Origin of the sequence: Eudoraea sp., assembly GCF_039969275.1 — a bacterium.
In the GTDB taxonomy this organism is placed as follows: Bacteria; Bacteroidota; Bacteroidia; order Flavobacteriales; family Flavobacteriaceae; genus Eudoraea.
Window position 1 is genome coordinate 515,149 of the sequence record NZ_JBDVOC010000007.1, and the last position, 17,408, is coordinate 532,556.

At 39.6% G+C, this 17,408-nt stretch carries 15 protein-coding genes; 12 read left to right on the forward strand and 3 right to left on the reverse strand.

The window, feature by feature from the left end:
• Positions 1-204 precede the first annotated feature (204 nt).
• Positions 205-1,494 carry a serine hydrolase domain-containing protein gene (locus ABJH90_RS06850; RefSeq protein WP_348137829.1) on the forward strand — a complete coding sequence of 430 codons (1,290 nt, stop codon included), beginning with the start codon at positions 205-207 and terminating at the stop codon, positions 1,492-1,494.
• Positions 1,495-1,509: 15 nt separating this feature from the next.
• On the opposite strand, the gene ABJH90_RS06855 is transcribed toward ABJH90_RS06850, so the two are convergent.
• Both ABJH90_RS06855 and ABJH90_RS06860 read right to left on the reverse strand, forming a co-directional pair.
• The gene (locus ABJH90_RS06855; RefSeq protein ID WP_348137831.1) at positions 1,510-2,169 is read right to left on the reverse strand and encodes an aspartate kinase; all 660 of its coding nucleotides are present in this window, start codon (positions 2,167-2,169) and stop codon (positions 1,510-1,512) included.
• 51 nt (positions 2,170-2,220) lie between these two features.
• Positions 2,221-2,580 (reverse strand): YraN family protein, encoded by a 360-nt coding sequence (locus ABJH90_RS06860; protein ID WP_348137833.1) that lies wholly within the window; start codon positions 2,578-2,580, stop codon positions 2,221-2,223.
• A gap of 189 nt (positions 2,581-2,769) precedes the next feature.
• Between ABJH90_RS06860 and ABJH90_RS06865 the strand changes: the two genes are divergently transcribed.
• The 8 genes from ABJH90_RS06865 (at position 2,770) to ABJH90_RS06900 (ending at position 12,795) form a co-directional block, all read left to right on the forward strand.
• Complete coding sequence (locus ABJH90_RS06865; protein WP_348137835.1) at positions 2,770-4,278, forward strand: DUF1800 domain-containing protein; 1,509 nt, start codon at positions 2,770-2,772, stop codon at positions 4,276-4,278.
• Between the two features lie 11 nt (positions 4,279-4,289).
• Positions 4,290-5,984, forward strand: coding sequence for a DUF1501 domain-containing protein (locus ABJH90_RS06870; RefSeq protein ID WP_348137837.1), 1,695 nt, complete (start codon positions 4,290-4,292; stop codon positions 5,982-5,984).
• Positions 5,985-6,125: 141 nt separating this feature from the next.
• On the forward strand, positions 6,126-8,225 hold the full coding sequence (metG, locus tag ABJH90_RS06875; protein ID WP_348137839.1) for a methionine--tRNA ligase: 2,100 nt from the start codon (positions 6,126-6,128) through the stop codon (positions 8,223-8,225).
• Positions 8,226-8,229: 4 nt separating this feature from the next.
• A complete protein-coding gene (locus ABJH90_RS06880; RefSeq protein ID WP_348137841.1) occupies positions 8,230-9,132 on the forward strand; it encodes a histone deacetylase in 903 nt (300 codons plus the stop codon).
• Positions 9,133-9,214: 82 nt separating this feature from the next.
• Entirely contained in the window at positions 9,215-10,261 is a 1,047-nt protein-coding gene (locus ABJH90_RS06885) for a nucleoside hydrolase (RefSeq protein WP_348137843.1), read from the forward strand.
• Between the two features lie 10 nt (positions 10,262-10,271).
• Complete coding sequence (gene rbsK, locus ABJH90_RS06890) at positions 10,272-11,171, forward strand: ribokinase (protein WP_348137845.1); 900 nt, start codon at positions 10,272-10,274, stop codon at positions 11,169-11,171.
• 11 nt (positions 11,172-11,182) lie between these two features.
• The gene (locus tag ABJH90_RS06895) at positions 11,183-12,178 is read left to right on the forward strand and encodes a GRP family sugar transporter (RefSeq protein ID WP_348137847.1); all 996 of its coding nucleotides are present in this window, start codon (positions 11,183-11,185) and stop codon (positions 12,176-12,178) included.
• A 98-nt stretch (positions 12,179-12,276) separates the two neighbouring features.
• The gene (locus ABJH90_RS06900) at positions 12,277-12,795 is read left to right on the forward strand and encodes a ferritin (protein WP_348137849.1); all 519 of its coding nucleotides are present in this window, start codon (positions 12,277-12,279) and stop codon (positions 12,793-12,795) included.
• Positions 12,796-12,869: 74 nt separating this feature from the next.
• On the opposite strand, the gene ssb is transcribed toward ABJH90_RS06900, so the two are convergent.
• Positions 12,870-13,202, reverse strand: coding sequence for a single-stranded DNA-binding protein (ssb, locus tag ABJH90_RS06905; RefSeq protein ID WP_348137851.1), 333 nt, complete (start codon positions 13,200-13,202; stop codon positions 12,870-12,872).
• A 381-nt stretch (positions 13,203-13,583) separates the two neighbouring features.
• Between ssb and ABJH90_RS06910 the strand changes: the two genes are divergently transcribed.
• Genes ABJH90_RS06910 through ABJH90_RS06920 form a run of 3 tightly spaced genes read left to right on the forward strand, consistent with a single transcriptional unit; the run spans position 13,584 to position 17,382 of the window.
• Positions 13,584-15,143 carry a M20/M25/M40 family metallo-hydrolase gene (locus ABJH90_RS06910; RefSeq protein WP_348137853.1) on the forward strand — a complete coding sequence of 520 codons (1,560 nt, stop codon included), beginning with the start codon at positions 13,584-13,586 and terminating at the stop codon, positions 15,141-15,143.
• 3 nt (positions 15,144-15,146) lie between these two features.
• Positions 15,147-16,436 (forward strand): serine hydrolase domain-containing protein, encoded by a 1,290-nt coding sequence (locus tag ABJH90_RS06915; RefSeq protein ID WP_348137855.1) that lies wholly within the window; start codon positions 15,147-15,149, stop codon positions 16,434-16,436.
• Entirely contained in the window at positions 16,429-17,382 is a 954-nt protein-coding gene (locus ABJH90_RS06920; protein ID WP_348137857.1) for a DUF6807 family protein, read from the forward strand. The genes ABJH90_RS06915 and ABJH90_RS06920 overlap by 8 nt, the downstream gene beginning before the upstream one ends.
• Positions 17,383-17,408 lie beyond the last annotated feature (26 nt).

The following is a 17,408-nucleotide window of genomic DNA, read 5'->3' on the forward strand; positions in this document are numbered from 1 at the left end:
TGATAAACTACTTACGTTGGCTTAGCGGTATTTCATTATCTTTATCTGTATCATCTGCCAGGTAAATAAATATACATCTCTTCACGCCTTACAGTACGGCTTTGATAACTACCTTATAAGTGTAAGGGGTAAACTTTGTTTTAATGAAATTTTGACGGTATAACTATTAACTATGCATTATGAGTAAACAAAAACGAATCATATATGAAAAAGTATAGACTATTTATTTTAGTGGGTTTTTTACTAATTAATGTTGCTTGTAAAGAATCTAATAAGTCTCCTGAGGAATCTAAAAGTTCTTCAGCAACAATAGATAATTTGGCTATTAGTCGTATTGACTCTACCTTAAAAAGTTTTGTTGATTCCGGTAAAATAGCTGGGGTGTCGGCACTCATCTATGAAAAAAACGAGGAAGTATATTACAATGCCTTCGGCTATGCCGATCGCGAGATGAAAAAGCCCATGGACCGCAATACTATTGTGCAGATATATTCCATGACCAAACCCATAACCGGAACGGCACTTATGACCTTGTTTGAGGACGGTGCCTTTGAGTTAGACGATCCGGTTTCCAAATATGCGCCAGAATTTGCCAACATTAAAGTCTATGAGGGCGAAGATGCTTCGGGTAATCCAGTTCTAACAGATCCTAAACGTTCCATGACTATCCGCGACCTTACCCGCCATACTGCAGGATTTGGAAGAAACGCTGACATCCCAGGTCTGGGTAAATTAATAAAAGAAGCAGATGCATTAAACAGGAACAATACCCTTGAGGAAATGGCTCAAAAAATGAGTGAGACCCCTCTTTATTTTCATCCGGGTGAACAATGGGAATACGGGCCCTGCGTAGATGTTCAGGCTTTTATGGTTGAACGGATTTCCGGACAGCCTTATGGTGAATATGTGAGGGAAAATGTATTGGATCCACTTGGTATGAAAGAGACTCGTTATTATGTCCCGCAAAATGACCGTGATCGTTTTTCAGCTATGTATTTACAAGATGACAACGGTGTACTCAGCCAACTGCCCAACGAGGAATCAAAAACTGATTATTTTAATCATTGGCCTTTAACCAGGGGCGGGTCTGGACTTACTTCAACACTAGACAATTATATGCGTTTTGCTCTTATGATGGTTAATGAAGGGACGTTGGATTCTGTTACCATTTTAAAACCTGAAACCGTAAAATTAATGTCTACAAATCATTTGGATGACAGTATTGAAAAGCGGTCCTTTCTGCCAAGCAAGGGACAGGTAGGTTTTGGAATAGATTTCGCAGTTAGATTACGTCCTCCTGTATCTGTGGAAGAAAACAACGGCATAGTAGGTGAATTTTTTTGGGATGGCGCTGCGAGTACCCTATTTTGGATAGACCCGGTAAATAAACTTACAGCCGTCTTATTTGTACAACTATTTCCTTATGACCAAATAGGTCTGCATAAAAGCTTCCGGGATGCTGTATATGGGCCCTATAAAGCAGATCAGCATTAATCTATAATCGCTGTTTTACAAAGATTTTAAATTCTTTATTGTTTTGAATGCAATGTCTACCTGGTCGTCATTTACAATAATAGTGAATTCATTGGTTGTAGAAATAACTTCGTATAGGACAATTCCCTCCCACGCTAATCGCTGAAAAATGAAATAGTAAATCCCCGGAACTGAAACATTCTCTGCGGGAAGTTTTACAGTAATGGAAGACAGGTTTTCCGCCTTTTGTGTACACTTTTCTTTTTTAAATAATTCTTCTACGGTGCCATCCAAACTATTACTTACTACTATATTAATTTCATTAACTCCTCTTGACGAAGTGTAAAAGACATCTTTATTTTTATTAACCTCTTCCAGGAGTTCAGTTTGGTGCTCTAAAATAGTATCAGAAACCAGAAAAGTAAAATCAGTTAGTGATGAGCGTACAGTGATTTCCCCAATATTTTTAAGAACTTTTATTATTTTGTGGGTCGCTCTGAATTCAAGATCATCGGACAAACGTTTAAGCGCCATAACTATAGCCCCATTTCTGATATCTTTCCCCAATTCTTCCTGAATTTCCGGTTTGATAAGTCGCGATAGAGAAGTGAGATTAATAATTCCCTGTGCAAGAGCGCTTTGTAAAAATGGTTTCTTTTTAATGTAATGTTCTACAACAGACGAGATTGTTTTCATATTTTAAGTATTGCTTCAAAAATAACATAATGTTATAAATAAAACAAATTTTTAAAAATGATAGAAAGCGTCCTCCAAATGCTCTATGAGAAATTTGTTCTTTTTTTTAAGAATAGTAATGATATCAAACCTTACCTCCCTCTCAAATTTATTTGTGTTTACATAATAATCCGCCGCGGTTACCAGCAACCTTATTTTCTTTTTGCTTACCGTTTCAGCAATATTTTCAAAATATGCAGAGCTTCTCGACTTTACTTCAATTATAGCAATTATATTACCCTTTTGCGCAATAATATCAATTTCGCCTTTTAAATAGCGGTAATTACGACATATAATACGGTATCCTTTTTCCACTAAATAAGCTGTAGCTAATTCTTCACCTTCCTTCCCAAACTCATTATGAGAACCCATAAATTGTCCAATTTCTTAAAAAATAAAGCAGTTTGTCGAAAATTTGGGGAAATTGGTCCTAATTTCAAGAAGAAGATTGTAATTTCCTTGCAGAATAACGAATATACTTGGATGACCATAATATCCATTAAGTTTAAGCGTTAAGAATTTGCCCCTAAACACATGAACGTTCTTAAAGCCTAAAAAACTATGGAATACTTCGTTAATTGTAATACCTCTACATTAGCGCCGTACACAACACCCTTGGATAAAAATAGGGCGGCGCATTTGTACAGAAGACTGGGTTTTAGTGCCTCAGTACAGACTATCAACCTGGCGGTTGGCCAAACGGCCGGAAATTTGGTAAATAGCTTAATCAATGAAGCGGTCAATATGGCCCCTACTCCTGCTCCTGCATGGGCAGATTGGAACAACAGCAACTATCCGGCCGACGATGATGCGGCAGGACAAGTTAGACGTGCCCAAAGAGAGGAATGGCGGATAAGCTATACCAATGGTATGTTGAATAACAATCTCAGGGAGCGGCTAAGCTTTTTCTGGAGTAACCATTTAGTTACGGAATTGGACGTCTATGATTGTAATTCCTTCCTTTACTATTATGTGAATTGTCTTCAGCGAAACGCCATTGGTAATTTCAGAACCTTTATTAGTGAGATGGGCCTTACCAGTGCCATGCTATATTATTTGGATGGTGTTTATAACAATGGTAACAATCCCAATGAAAATTATGCAAGGGAATTGTATGAGCTTTTTACATTGGGTGAAGGAAACGGTTATACCGAACAGGATATTATTGAAACAGCAAAAGCCCTAACTGGTTATGTTGAAAGAGGTGAAATAGGTTGTGAACCTGTTCTTTTTGATCCTACACGATTTGACGCCGGCCCTAAAACTATCTTAGGTCAGACTGGCAATTGGGGTTATGATGATGTAATAAATATCCTTTTCCAACAAAGACCAAATGAAATAGCCGGGTTTATATGTGGGAAATTATACGAATATTTTGTTCATCCTGATTCCAGTGATGACGCCGGCAATGCACAAACGATAATTTCAGGTATGGCAAGCACCTTTGTTGCCAATAACTTTGAAATTGCCCCTGTGCTTACACAACTTTTCTCAAGTCAGCACTTTTTTGATGATGAAGCAATAGGAGTCATTATAAAGAGTCCGTTTGATATTTACCTTAATCTAATTAATGAAACCAATTTCGCGTATGACAATGGAACTTTACTTAATGTGATTGATACAAGCCGACTTTTAGGGCAGGAACTTTTTGATCCTGTTGATGTTGCCGGATGGCAAAGAGACAGGACATGGATTAACACCAACTTTATGATAGGGCGATGGCTCTCTGCTGAAGTATATCTGGAAATGTTTTACCAGAATAACCCTCAGCAGTTCCGTACCCTGGCTATGGATGCGGTTGGTGCTGCTGATAGCAATACAAGTAATCCCGAAACTGTGGTTAGCGCCATAGTAGATAAATTTACACCAATAGGATTACTTACACCCCAGGATTTTGAAAATGCAATGGATGTTTTCAAAATTGAAGATGTCCCGGAAAACTATTACGGTTCAGATTATATTCCTGGTGGACTTGGATTATGGATGCTTTCCGTTAGCCCGGAAGTGCCTTCACAAGTATTCTTATTGCTTATGCATTTATCCAGACAACCTGAGTTTCAACTAAAATAAAACCTACGACTATGTGTAATAATCATCTACCTATTAATATAAAAAACAACAACGGACACGACGAGGAACATAAGTATTGGAGCCGTCGATCCTTTTTACAGGCGTTGGGCATTGCCGGGTCTGGTTCTATGATGCTAGGCAGTAATATGCTGTCCGCATCTGCACCCTCCCCACTGACCGCGGCCATTGCCAATGCTGATACAGATTGTATTTTGATCCTCATACGTCTTTCAGGCGGTAATGACGGATTGAGCACGGTGATACCAATTGAGCAGTACGATACTTACGCCAATGCAAGACCCAATATCTATATTCCAGAAAGTAAGATCCTTAAACTTTCCGATGAGTTTGGAATCCCGACTTATATGAATTCACTGGAGCCCATGTGGGGCGCCGGCCAGGTAAAAGCGGTTCATGGTGTAGGTTATGAAAATCAAAGTTTATCTCACTTTACAGGATCTGATATTTATGCGAATACCGATTTAACAACTACCGGTTTTGATGGCCTGAATACAGGTTGGATGGGCCGATATTTTGAAAATATTTACCCTGATTATCTGGTAAATCCCCCTGCATCACCTGCAGCTATTCAAATTGGAAATTTTGGTAGTCTGGTATTCCAGGGTGAAGAAACCAACTATGCGTTTGTTACTTCTAATATCGATCAGTTGGAAGAAATTGCAGAATCGGGAGTTCAATATAGCCTGGATGACAGTTTGTTTAATAACTGTATGTACGGAGATCAGCTTAAGTTTTTAAGAGGAGTGGCTAACACCACTTATGAATACTCCGGACTTATCCATGAAGCGTATGAAAGAGGACAAAATCAGGTTCAATATCAGGACAATGGATTTGCAAGGCAGTTAGCCCTTTTGGCAAGACTGATAAAAGGAAATTTAGGTACAAAAGTATACATGATCTCAATGGGAGGCTTTGACACCCATGGAAATCAGCCACTTGCCCATGAGCGTTTGATGTCCAATTTATCTGTTGCTATCAATAACTTCTATGAGGATATTGCTTTTACACAACAAGATGAAAAGGTATTGAGTATGACATTTTCCGAATTCGGAAGACGAATATTTGAAAACGGTTCAAATGGTACAGACCATGGTAAGGCTGCCCCAACCCTATTTTTCGGTTCAGGGCTCAATGGCAGTGCCTTTGTAGGGGAACACCCTTCCCTGGATAGTCCTAATGGGCGTGGAAACCTTGAATATACTATGGACTTTAGGGATCTGTATGCCACGGTCCTTGCAGAATGGCTGTGTGTCCCAATACCATTGGTAGAGCAGCATTTACTGGATCACCCATATGCGCCGGTTGATCTTGGCTTTAATTGTAGTGGAGTGGAATTCCCCCCTATTGTATATAGTGAAGGTCCTCCTACCCCTCCAATGCCCGAAGATCCGGTTGCAGAAGATCCAACTCCGGAATTGCTTGAAGCAATAGTTCACGAACCATTTTATCCCACTAGTAGCACACCACATATCTATTTAGAAATGCCTTTTACTGCTCATGTTGATATTCAATTATATAATATCCTGGGACAAAATGTTGGAACTGTCTATAATCAGATTATGGCGGAAGGTTCTACCGAAATCAATATAAGGGAAAATTTACCTTCGCATTTATCTACAGGCAAATACATATATAGAATACAAGTTTCAGACAGGAAAATGTCTAAATCGATAATGGTAACTTAGGTTACCCCTACTTTGCATAATTGCCCCCGGACACCGGTAATCCCTTACAAAAGGATCTGGTGTTCCGGGGGTTTTCTTTTTCCGGGGTACTTGGTGTTTGGTCTGAAATAATAGTTATTTTTGTGCCTTAATTGATTTTCCATGTCGGAACACCCACATAAACCTGCCAGATATACAATCACTGCAGCTTTGCCTTATACAAACGGCCCTATTCATATTGGGCACCTGGCCGGAGTCTATGTGCCTGCAGATATCTATGCAAGATATCTCAGGTTAAACGGTAATGATGTGGCCTTTGTTTGCGGGAGTGATGAACATGGCGTGGCCATACCCATGAAGGCCAAAAAAGAAGGAGTTTCCCCGAAAGAGATTATTGACAAATACCATGGTATTATAAAAAAATCGTTTGTAGATTTTGGAATATCATTTGACAATTATTCACGTACCTCTGCCCAAATTCATCACGAAACAGCCGGTGATTTTTTTAAAACTTTATCCGACCAAGGTGATTTCCTGGAGGAGGTAACAGCTCAACTTTACGATGAGGAAGCCCAGCAATTTCTTGCAGACCGATTTGTTATTGGAACCTGCCCTAGATGTGGTTACGAAGAAGCTTATGGAGATCAGTGTGAAAACTGCGGTTCTTCGCTTAATGCGACAGATCTTATAAATCCGAAATCGACAATTTCCGGAGCCGTGCCAACCCTTAGAGAAACCAAACATTGGTTCCTGCCCTTAGACCAATATGAAGAATTTTTAAAAGAGTGGATCATAATTGGTCATAAAAACGATTGGAAACCTAACGTTTATGGCCAATGCAAATCATGGATAGATGATGGGTTAAAACCAAGAGCCGTAACACGCGACCTGGACTGGGGTATTCCTGTTCCCGTTAAAGGTGGTGAAGGGAAAGTATTATACGTTTGGTTTGATGCGCCCATAGGATATATTTCATCTACCAAAGAATGGGCCGCCAGAACAGGAAAAGACTGGGAATTATACTGGAAGGCAAAAGACACCAAACTGGTACATTTTATCGGAAAAGACAATATCGTTTTTCACTGTATTATTTTTCCCAGTATGCTTAAGGCACATAAGGATTATATTTTACCGGAAAATGTTCCGGCAAATGAATTTTTAAACCTGGAGGGGAATAAATTATCAACTTCAAAGAACTGGGCTGTTTGGCTTCACGAGTATTTAGCAGAATTTCCCGATATGCAGGATGTTTTGCGCTATACCCTTACGGCAAATGCACCGGAAACGAAGGATAATGATTTTACATGGAAAGATTTTCAGGCACGAAATAACAATGAATTGGTTGCCATTTTTGGAAATTTTATAAACAGGGTTGTGGTGCTTACCAACAAATACTTTAATGGCCTTGTCCCGGAGCCAAATCAATTTACACAAGTTGATAAAGATACTTTAAAGACCCTAAAAACATTTCCCGGAATCATTTCAGACTCCATTGAACGTTACCGCTTTCGTGAGGCCAGTCAGGAATTACTAAATCTTGCACGTCTGGGTAATAAATATCTGGCAGACGAAGAGCCATGGAAGGTGATCAAAGAGGATAAAGACAGAGTGCAAACCATTATGTTTGTTGCACTACAAATAGCCGCTGCCCTTGCCGTTCTGGCTGAACCTTTTTTGCCCTTTACTTCGTCAAAATTGAAAAGAATTTTGTCTATCGCGGAAAGCACCTCTTCTCAGAGTTCTGATCTTGTTGTGCTCTCCTGGTCTGATGTTCCAACAAAAGAAACCATTCTGCCAAAAGGTCTCCAAATAGGGGAACCTGAATTGCTATTCCGAAAAGTAGAAGACAAGGAAATTCAAGCACAACTAAGCAAACTGGAAGCTACAAAAAAAGTCAACGAATCAGAAAATAAAACTGTTATGCCACAAAAAGAGACTATAAATTTTGAGGATTTTACCAAAATGGATATGCGTGTGGGCACTATTTTAGAAGCCGAAAAAATGCCCAAAACCAAGAAACTCATGGTTCTAAAGGTCGACACCGGAATTGATACCCGTACAATTGTTTCCGGTATTGCCGAAAGTTTTACTCCTGAGGAAATCATAGGAAGACAGGTAACCGTTTTGGTGAATCTGGCGCCAAGAGCACTTAGGGGAGTAGAAAGTGAGGGCATGATTTTAATGACTGAAAACAAAGAAGGGAAATTAGTTTTTCTCAATACAGATGAAAAAGGAGTTGAAAACGGAGAGACCATAAATTAAGATATTGCTGAAGATAGCCTATCACCCCATTTACAATCACCCTTTACCGGAAGGTCACCGCTTTCCAATGATCAAATATGAGCTTCTGTCACAGCAACTCATACATGAAGGGACTTGTACTCAAGAAAATTTTTTTGAACCCTCAATTCCGAATGACAAGTACCTGGTAGCCGCACATGATCCCGAGTACTATTATGATCTGCTCAATCTCAAAATTCCTTATAAAGAAGCCCGGAAAATTGGTTTCCCGCTTAGCGAACAATTGGTGGACAGGGAACGCATCATAGCCCATGGCACAATGAAAGGCTGTGAATATTCGGTAAAACAGGGCATCGCAATGAATATTGCCGGTGGCACACATCATGCTTTTTCCAACAAAGGTGAAGCTTTTTGTATGTTAAATGATCAGGCTATCGGGGCACGTTATCTCCAATCTAAAAATCTTGCGAGTGAGATTCTTATTATTGATCTTGACGTGCATCAGGGGAACGGTACCGCTGAAATCTTTCAGGATGACCCCTCAGTCTTTACTTTTTCTATGCACGGAGCCAATAACTATCCGTTTAAAAAAGAGACATCAGACCTGGACATCGCACTAAAAAAAGGAACCAGAGATCAGGAATACCTCGCTGTCTTAAAAGAAAACCTTGCTCAAATTCTAAAAGAATTTAAGCCCGATTTCATCTTCTACCTTTGCGGAGTAGATATCCTGGAATCTGATAAATTAGGTACCTTGTCTCTTTCCTTAGATGGCTGCAGAAAACGTGATGAATTAGTGCTGGAAAGCTGCCATCAATTGCAAATACCCGTTCAGTGCAGCATGGGCGGAGGATACTCTCCTGATATTAAAAAGATTGTGGAAGCTCATGCCAATACGTTTCGAATAGCGCAGCAAATATATTTCTGAATATTGGAAATGGATGATATAATCCTATCATTCACCTTCCAACTTATTTTGTAATTTAACCCCTGAATACAAGAACCCAACCATGAATATAGGACAAAAGCAAATTTTGCTCATTTTTTCAATTTTTATTTTTGGAATCCTAATTCTTTCTATAAGCAGCTGTACCGAAAAAAAAGAAGATAAAAAAATGGATGCCAAAACCATCAAAACACCTTCTAAACTAAAGGTTATTTTTGATTCCGATGCCAATAATGAGCTGGACGACCAGCACGCTCTTGCTTATTTACTATTTAACGGGGATACCTTTGAAGTAGAGGCCGTAACCGTAAATGCTACCTATAACGGCGGTGACATACAGGGTCATTATGATGAAGCTTTACGTGTGATGAAATTGTGCAATTTAAACAATGAAGTTGCTTTGTTAAAAGGGGCTAATGGTAATTTTAGTGACATTACTAATGAGTGGGATCCGGAGCAATATGACGGCCAGGAAGGTGTTGATCACATCCTGGAAGTAACCAAAAAAGATTCTGTGGTTATTATCGCAGTGGGTAAACTAACAAACATTGCATTGGCATTAAAAAAGGATCCTTCTTTTGCCGAACGAACCAAAATAGTATGGTTAGGATCTAACTATCCGGAACCCGGTGAATATAACCAGGACAATGACACTATTGCCATGAATTATGTTCTTAATAGTAATGTTCCTTTTGAAATGGTCACCGTGCGCTATGGCAAACCGTCCGGCACTGATGCAGTAAAGGTAACCAAGGAAGAAATTAATCAGAAAATGCCCGGACTGGGACCTAAGTCAAAAGAACCAATTACGGGAAGACATGGAGGTGAATTTTCAACTTTTGGAGATTATTCCGTAAGTCTATTTGAATATATAGACTACCACGGAGATCCACCTTCGAGACCTCTCTTTGATATGGTTGCTGTTGCAATTTTGAAAAATGAAAGCTGGGGGGAACGCAAAATTATTCCTGCACCCATACTTATTAATAATGAATGGATTGAGCGGCCAGATAATAAACGTAAAATTGCTGTTTGGGAAAACTTTAAAAAGGAAGAAATCCTGGAGGATTTCTACAGCAGCCTTAAGAACCCTGTTCCAGTTACCAATTAAAAAAATAGAAATGTCAGAAATTGTTGTCGTAGGAAGTTCTAATACCGATATGGTCGTAAAAACCCCAAGATTTCCTGAACCGGGAGAAACTATACTAGGTGGCGATTTTTTTATGTTCCCTGGCGGGAAAGGTGCTAATCAGGCTGTGGCTGCTGCACGTTTAGGAGGCAAGATAAATTTTATATGTTGTGTAGGAGATGATATTTTTGGTCAAAATGCCCTTGAAGGGTATAAAAAGGAAGGGATAAACATTAATGGGGCTTTAATTGCAAAAGGTAAACCTTCAGGCGTTGCATTAATTACTGTAAATTCTGAAGGTGAAAACGAAATTGTTGTTGCTTCAGGGGCAAATAATCTGTTGTCAATAACACATTTGGAAAGTGTATCCAATCAGATTCAGGGTGCTGATATCATATTAACACAATTGGAAACACCCATACCGTTGATAGGGCATTTAGCAAGCTATTGCAGGGAAAATAGGCAAAAGTTGATCATTAATCCGGCACCTGCTCAGGAACTGTCAGATGACATTCTTAAAGAACTCTATCTTATTACGCCAAATGAAACAGAAACCAGGATTCTCACAGGGATTGAAGTCGTAGATGAAACATCAGCAAGCAGGGCATGTGAAGCTCTTTTCCAAAAAGGCGTTAAAAATGTTCTAATAACCATGGGCAGCAGGGGTGCTTTTTTTATGAATAGTGAGGTAAATTTTACTGCCAAAGCGCAAAAAGTGGATGCAATAGATACCACGGCGGCCGGGGATGTATTTAACGGAGCCCTGGCGGTATGTCTTGCGCAAAAAATGCCCTGGAAAGAAAGCATCGAATTTGCCAATAAGGCGGCAGCGATGTCTGTTACCAAAATGGGAGCACAGACCTCTGCCCCTTATCTAAATGAAATCAACTAATCTTTTATAATATGTTTATCATAGAATCATACCCAATAGCTGTTTTCTTCTGTATAATTACCATGTTGGCCTGGGGTTCATGGGCAAATACACAAAAACTGGCTTCTCCCGATTGGCGTTTTGAACTGTTTTACTGGGACTACGTTTTTGGCATTGTAGTTTTTTCGTTGCTTCTGGCTTTGACCGCAGGTAGTTCTGGAGATGCTGGGCGTCCTTTTTTGGAAGACCTGGCCCAGGCAAGCTCTGAAAATTTAGGTTCTGCTTTTTTAGGAGGAATCTTGTTTAACGCAGCCAATATTCTCCTTGTTGCGGCAATTACAATTGCCGGCATGTCTGTAGCCTTTCCTGTTGGAATAGGCCTTGCATTAGTCATAGGTGTAGTTGTAAATTATCTGGATATTCCTGTTGGGAATCCAACTATGCTTTTTGGAGGAGTTGGGCTTATTGTAATTGCCATGCTACTCAATGCAAATGCCTATAAAAAACTTTCGGTAAGTCAGGACAAAGTTCCAACAAAAGGCTTGGTTCTTGCAATAATTGCAGGCTTATTAATGGGTTTCTTCTATAAATATGTGGCTAATTCCATGTTTCCTGAATTTACAAATCCCATTGATGGAAAACTAAGTCCGTATACTGCAGTTTTTATTTTTGCCATCGGAATCCTGGCCAGTAATTTCATTTTCAATACCCTTCTGATGAAAAAACCATTTGAAGGGGAACCCGTGAGTTTTAAGGACTATTTTGCGGGAGGTAGCAAGAACCATCTAATGGGATTCTTAGGCGGAGCTATTTGGTGCGTTGGTATGTCTTTTAGCATTTTGGCATCAGATAAGGCAGGACCCGCAATCTCATATGGTCTTGGCCAGGGAGCTACCGTTGTAGCTGCCTTATGGGGTATTTTTGTCTGGAAAGAATTTAAAGGTGCTCCAAAAGGAGTTCCTACTCTTCTAAATATTATGCTATTAGTCTACATAATTGGCCTGACTTTGATTGTTATGGCGAGATAACTAATAGCTTAAAAAAAAATGACGAACAGGAGTAAAATCTTAGTGTTTTACAAAGTCCTTAGTAGCTATATTTTGTAACTTTGATTAAAACATTTATCATGCTTTCAAAAAATATGGAAAAAGCCCTGAACGGCCAAATCAGGATCGAAGCGGAGTCTTCACAGGTTTATTTGTCTATGGCTTCATGGGCAGAGGTAAAAGGGCTTGAAGGAATTTCTCTCTTTATGTATAAACAGTCCGATGAGGAAAGAATGCATATGCTGAAACTCGTTAAATATGTAAATGAACGTGGCGGCCAGGCGGCTATATCGGCATTAACAGAACCCAAAGCTGTTTATGATTCGTTTCAAAAGATGTTTGAAGATTTATATAAACACGAAATTTTTGTTTCTAAAAGCATCAATGAACTGGTACATGTAGCCCTGCAGGAAAAAGATTATGCTACACATAATTTTCTTCAATGGTATGTTGCAGAACAGATGGAAGAAGAAGCACTTGCGCGCACCATTTTAGATAAGATTAGCCTTATTGGGAATGACAAAAGCGGGCTTTACTTATTTGACAGGGATGTACAACAGATAACGGTTGAAAGTGCAGCTGCAGACCCACAACCTTAAAAAAAAGAGGATCTTTTTAGATCCTCTTTTTCATGGTAAAATAAATTATGGTTTTAACCAATTAGTGCCAAACTTTATTTTCCCAACATCACTAATTCATTGCATTTAATCTCGGTAATATATCTTTTTTCACCTTCTTTATTTTCATAGGAGCGATGAATAAGTTTACCTTCTACGGCTACTTCGTTACCCTTAGCCAGATAATTTTCCACAATCTCAGCGGTTTTACCCCAGGCTACCACATTATGCCATTGGGTGTCCGTCACCTTTTCTCCTTTACTGTTTTTGTAAATCTCATTGGTAGCTACGGAAAATTTGGCCAGTTTACCGCCATTATCAAGGTTAACAATTTCAGGGTCTTGCCCCAGGTTTCCAATCAACTGTACTTTGTTTCTAAGTGCGTTCATAATTTCTAATTTTAAGGATTAAACAGTTAATACTATCGGGTCTTATACTCCGACATTGCAAACATAGAACAGCAGTTTAGGGTTACTCGGTTAGGAAGTATTTATTTTCGTTTGTAATCTTTTGTAGTCGTTTGTACTTATTTATAATACTGATTACTAATATTTTACATAGCTTAAAAAATCATATGGATTTCAATAATTGCATTACTCCACATAAGTTAATGACTAGATTACCTTAAGGAAAATGTCAAGGCTTTAAGATTTTGAGAGCCTTTAGTAATCCTATTTCCGATGTAAAGCTGCCAGAGTACGAATACCCGTACTTAATTAAAAACTTTTATTCCTATCTTAGTCTACTATTCATAAAACACCCATTATAATATGATTAGACAACTTCCCCTGCTATTTATTTCACTCTTTCTGAATGTTACTTATTTGATTGGCCAGTCCACAGAAGAAGTAGTGGACAAATTTAAAAAAGAGGCTATTGAAAATTCTCAGTTAGAACAACTGGCTCATGAATTAATGGATGTTATCGGCCCCCGCTTGGTAGGCACCCCCCAGATGACTAACGCGCATGACTGGGCCGTAACTACCTTTAAAAAATGGGGGATATATGCCCGAAATGAGGAATGGGGCACCTGGCGGGGTTGGGAACGGGGCATTACGCACATAGATATGGTTTCCCCAAGAGTGGTATCACTTCGAGGAACACAATTGGCATGGAGCCCGAGTACTTCAGATGCGGGAATTACCGCGAAAGTAATAAACCTCCCTGCAGTGGAAGATTCACTGGCCTTTGCAAAATGGCTCCCTAATGTCAAAGGCAAATTTGTGACAGTCTCTATGAATCAGCCTACAGGACGCCCGGATTATAATTGGGAAGAATTCGCAACCGAGGAATCTTTTGAAAAAATGAAAGCCCATCGGAAAACTCAAACCAAGGCTTGGTATCAACAAATCAGAAATACCCGATATAACAGCAGGACCATCAACAAAGCACTGGAAGAAGCAGGGGCGGCAGGAATAATCCAATCCAGATGGTCCGAAGGTTTTGGGGCCAATAAAATTTTTAGCGCTAACACCAAAACAATTCCAGTCATAGACCTTTCCCTGGAAGATTATGGGATGATCTATCGATTGGCAGAGAACGACGACAAACCTGTATTAAAAGTAGTTTCCAAATCCAAAGAATTGGGAAGGGTACCTACTTTTAATACCGTAGCTACCATTCAAGGCACAGAATTCCCTGATGAATATGTTGTTCTTTCCGCTCATTTTGATTCCTGGGATGGCGGTACTGGAGCAACCGATAACGGTACAGGCACAATTACCATGATGGAAACAGCACGAATTCTTAAAAAAATATATCCTAAACCTAAACGCACCATTATTATTGGTCTCTGGGGCAGTGAGGAACAAGGACTCAATGGTTCCCGTGCCTTTGTTGAAGACAGGCCGGAAGTCGTAAAAGGGCTGCAGGCTTTATTTAATCAGGATAATGGAACCGGACGGGTCGTTAAATTGTCCGGACAGGGGTTCCTGCATGCTTATGATTATCTGGGACGGTGGCTCCAGGCCGTTCCGCAAGACATACGCGGCCATATTAAAACCACTTACCCGGGATCACCGGGCCGGGGAGGATCTGATTATGCTTCTTTTGTGGCTCAGGGGGTTCCGGCATTTTCACTCAGTTCCTTAAGCTGGAGCTATAGCGATTATACCTGGCATACCAATTTAGACACCTATGACAAGATCGTTTTTGACGATGTTCGTAATAATGCAATTCTTACTGCAATCCTTACATACATGGCCTGTGAGGACCCTGAAAAAACATCCAGGGAAAAAGCTACACTTCCAACAAGTCTGAAAACAGGAAGAAAACAAGAATGGCCAACTCCCCGTTCTCCGGACAGAGCTGGCGGACAAGATAAAAATTAAATTATGAGAAAAATCAACCTCCTTTTTTGTTTGGCAATTACCGCAATAAGTTTTGCCCAAACCCCATCAGTTAAAATTTCACCAGACCTTACTCCTGCTTCCCCGGCAACTGTTGGAATGTCTGATATACGGTTAAAGCGAATAGATGTCATGCTTAAACAAGCTGTAAAGGATGGTGATATTCCGGGAGCAGTGGCTTTAGTTGCTCGAGATGGAAAAATAGTATTTCATAGCGCTTATGGTCTGGCCGATAATTCATCAGGTAAAAAGGTTTTTAATGATGCTATTTTCAGGATCGCCTCTCAGACAAAAGCCATAACTTCAACCGCGGTAATGATGCTCTGGGAAGAAGGAAAATTTAAATTGGATGATCCGGTTTCCAAATACATTCCCGAATTTAAAGATGTCAAAATTCTTGATACTTTTAATGAAACAGATACTACATACACCAGTGTTCCTTCAGAGAAAGAAATTACGATCAGACATTTAATTACACATACCTCAGGCATAGGTTATGGCGTAATTGACGGTGATCCAAGATTCAAAGCAATCTATCACAAGGCCGGTATTACCGATCTTTTTACTACTGAGGATATATCCATAGAAGAAAGCGTTAAAAAACTCGCCGGGCTTCCATTGCATCATACTCCAGGTGAAAAATTTACATATAGCGAAGGTCTTGATGTTCTTGGTTACTTTATTGAAGTAGTCTCCGGCTTACCCTTTGATAAGTTTCTCAAAACCCGGATTTTTGATCCTTTAGGCATGAAAGACACCTGGTTTTATTTACCAAAAGAGAAGCATGACCGCCTGGTAAATGTTCAGCATAAAGTTGACGGGGAATGGGAAAAATACCCGGTTACGTTTTATGATACAGATTATCCTATTAAAGGTGCCAAAAGGTTTTTTTCCGGTGGGGCAGGTCTTTCCAGTACCGCAAAAGATTACGCAACCTTTCTCCAAATGTATCTGAATAAGGGCGAGTTAAACGGAGTTAGGTTACTTAGCCGAACCACTGTAAGAAGCATAATGGCAAACCAAATTGGCGACATTTGGAAAGACGGCCCTAAGAATTACGGATTGGCATTTGGGGTAGTAAATCAAAAAGGAGAGGATTCTGGCGGCTTGGGCAGTGAAGGTACTTTTGACTGGGGCGGTTATTTTAATACTCAATATTTTGCCGATCCTGAGGAGCAGGTCATTGGTATCCTGATGAAACAAACACAGGGCACCTCAAACGATAATACAGCCTGGAAATTCCGGCAGATGGTATTTAGCGCTGTAGATGACTAAGCTGCCTTTTTATTATAAATTAAAATCTAATTGCCCATATTTTATCGGGTTCTTGCTATTGCCATTATTCGGATTAGCCCAATTAACTTTTACGGAGTCTGAGGCAGGAATACAAATAAAAGAGGGTGATAAAAGTGTTCTTTTTTATCAAAAACAACCCAAATCCATCAACGGAGAATTCTCGCGAAACAACTATATCCATCCACTCCATGGACTTGATGGTTCTGTGCTCACTGAAGATTTTCCAGAGGACCATCCCCATCACAGGGGTGTTTTTTGGGCATGGCATCAGGTATTTATCGGAAATGCTAAACTAGGTGATTCCTGGGAATGCAGAGATTTTTCCTGGAATATTAGTGACATTGAAAGTTCCGAGGACGGCGACATTCTAAAGCTAATGGCCGCCACATATTGGCAATCTCCACTTTGGTTAAATCAGGAAGGAAATCAAAAACCCTTCCTGTTAGAAAATACAACCATTAGCATTTACCCCAGAAAGAGTAACTATCGTATTATAAGTTTTAAAATATCACTTTTAGCTCTTGAAAAGAATCTGAAAATAGGCGGTTCAGATGATGAAAAAGGCTATGGGGGTTTTTCCATTAGAATGAAACTTCCTGAAGATATTCAATTTACTTCCAATGAAGGTGAAGTAGTGCCTGAAAATAATGCCGTTGAGGCAGGAAAATGGATAAATATTTTTGGCTCATTAAGCAATAAGGAGAACCGTTCGGGAATCGTGATACTCTCCCACCAGGATTCTCCTGGCGAAAAAGAAAATTGGATCTTAAGAGAAAAAGAAAGTATGCAGAATTGTGTTTATCCGGGTAGAAAAGCTGTCTCAGTCTCTACTACAGATCCAACCATTTTAAAGTATAGCCTCCTTATATATGAAGGAACTATGACAACACAGGAGATCCAAACAATTTATAAAGAATTGAAATAAACATTTATTATCTTACCACTTATTTT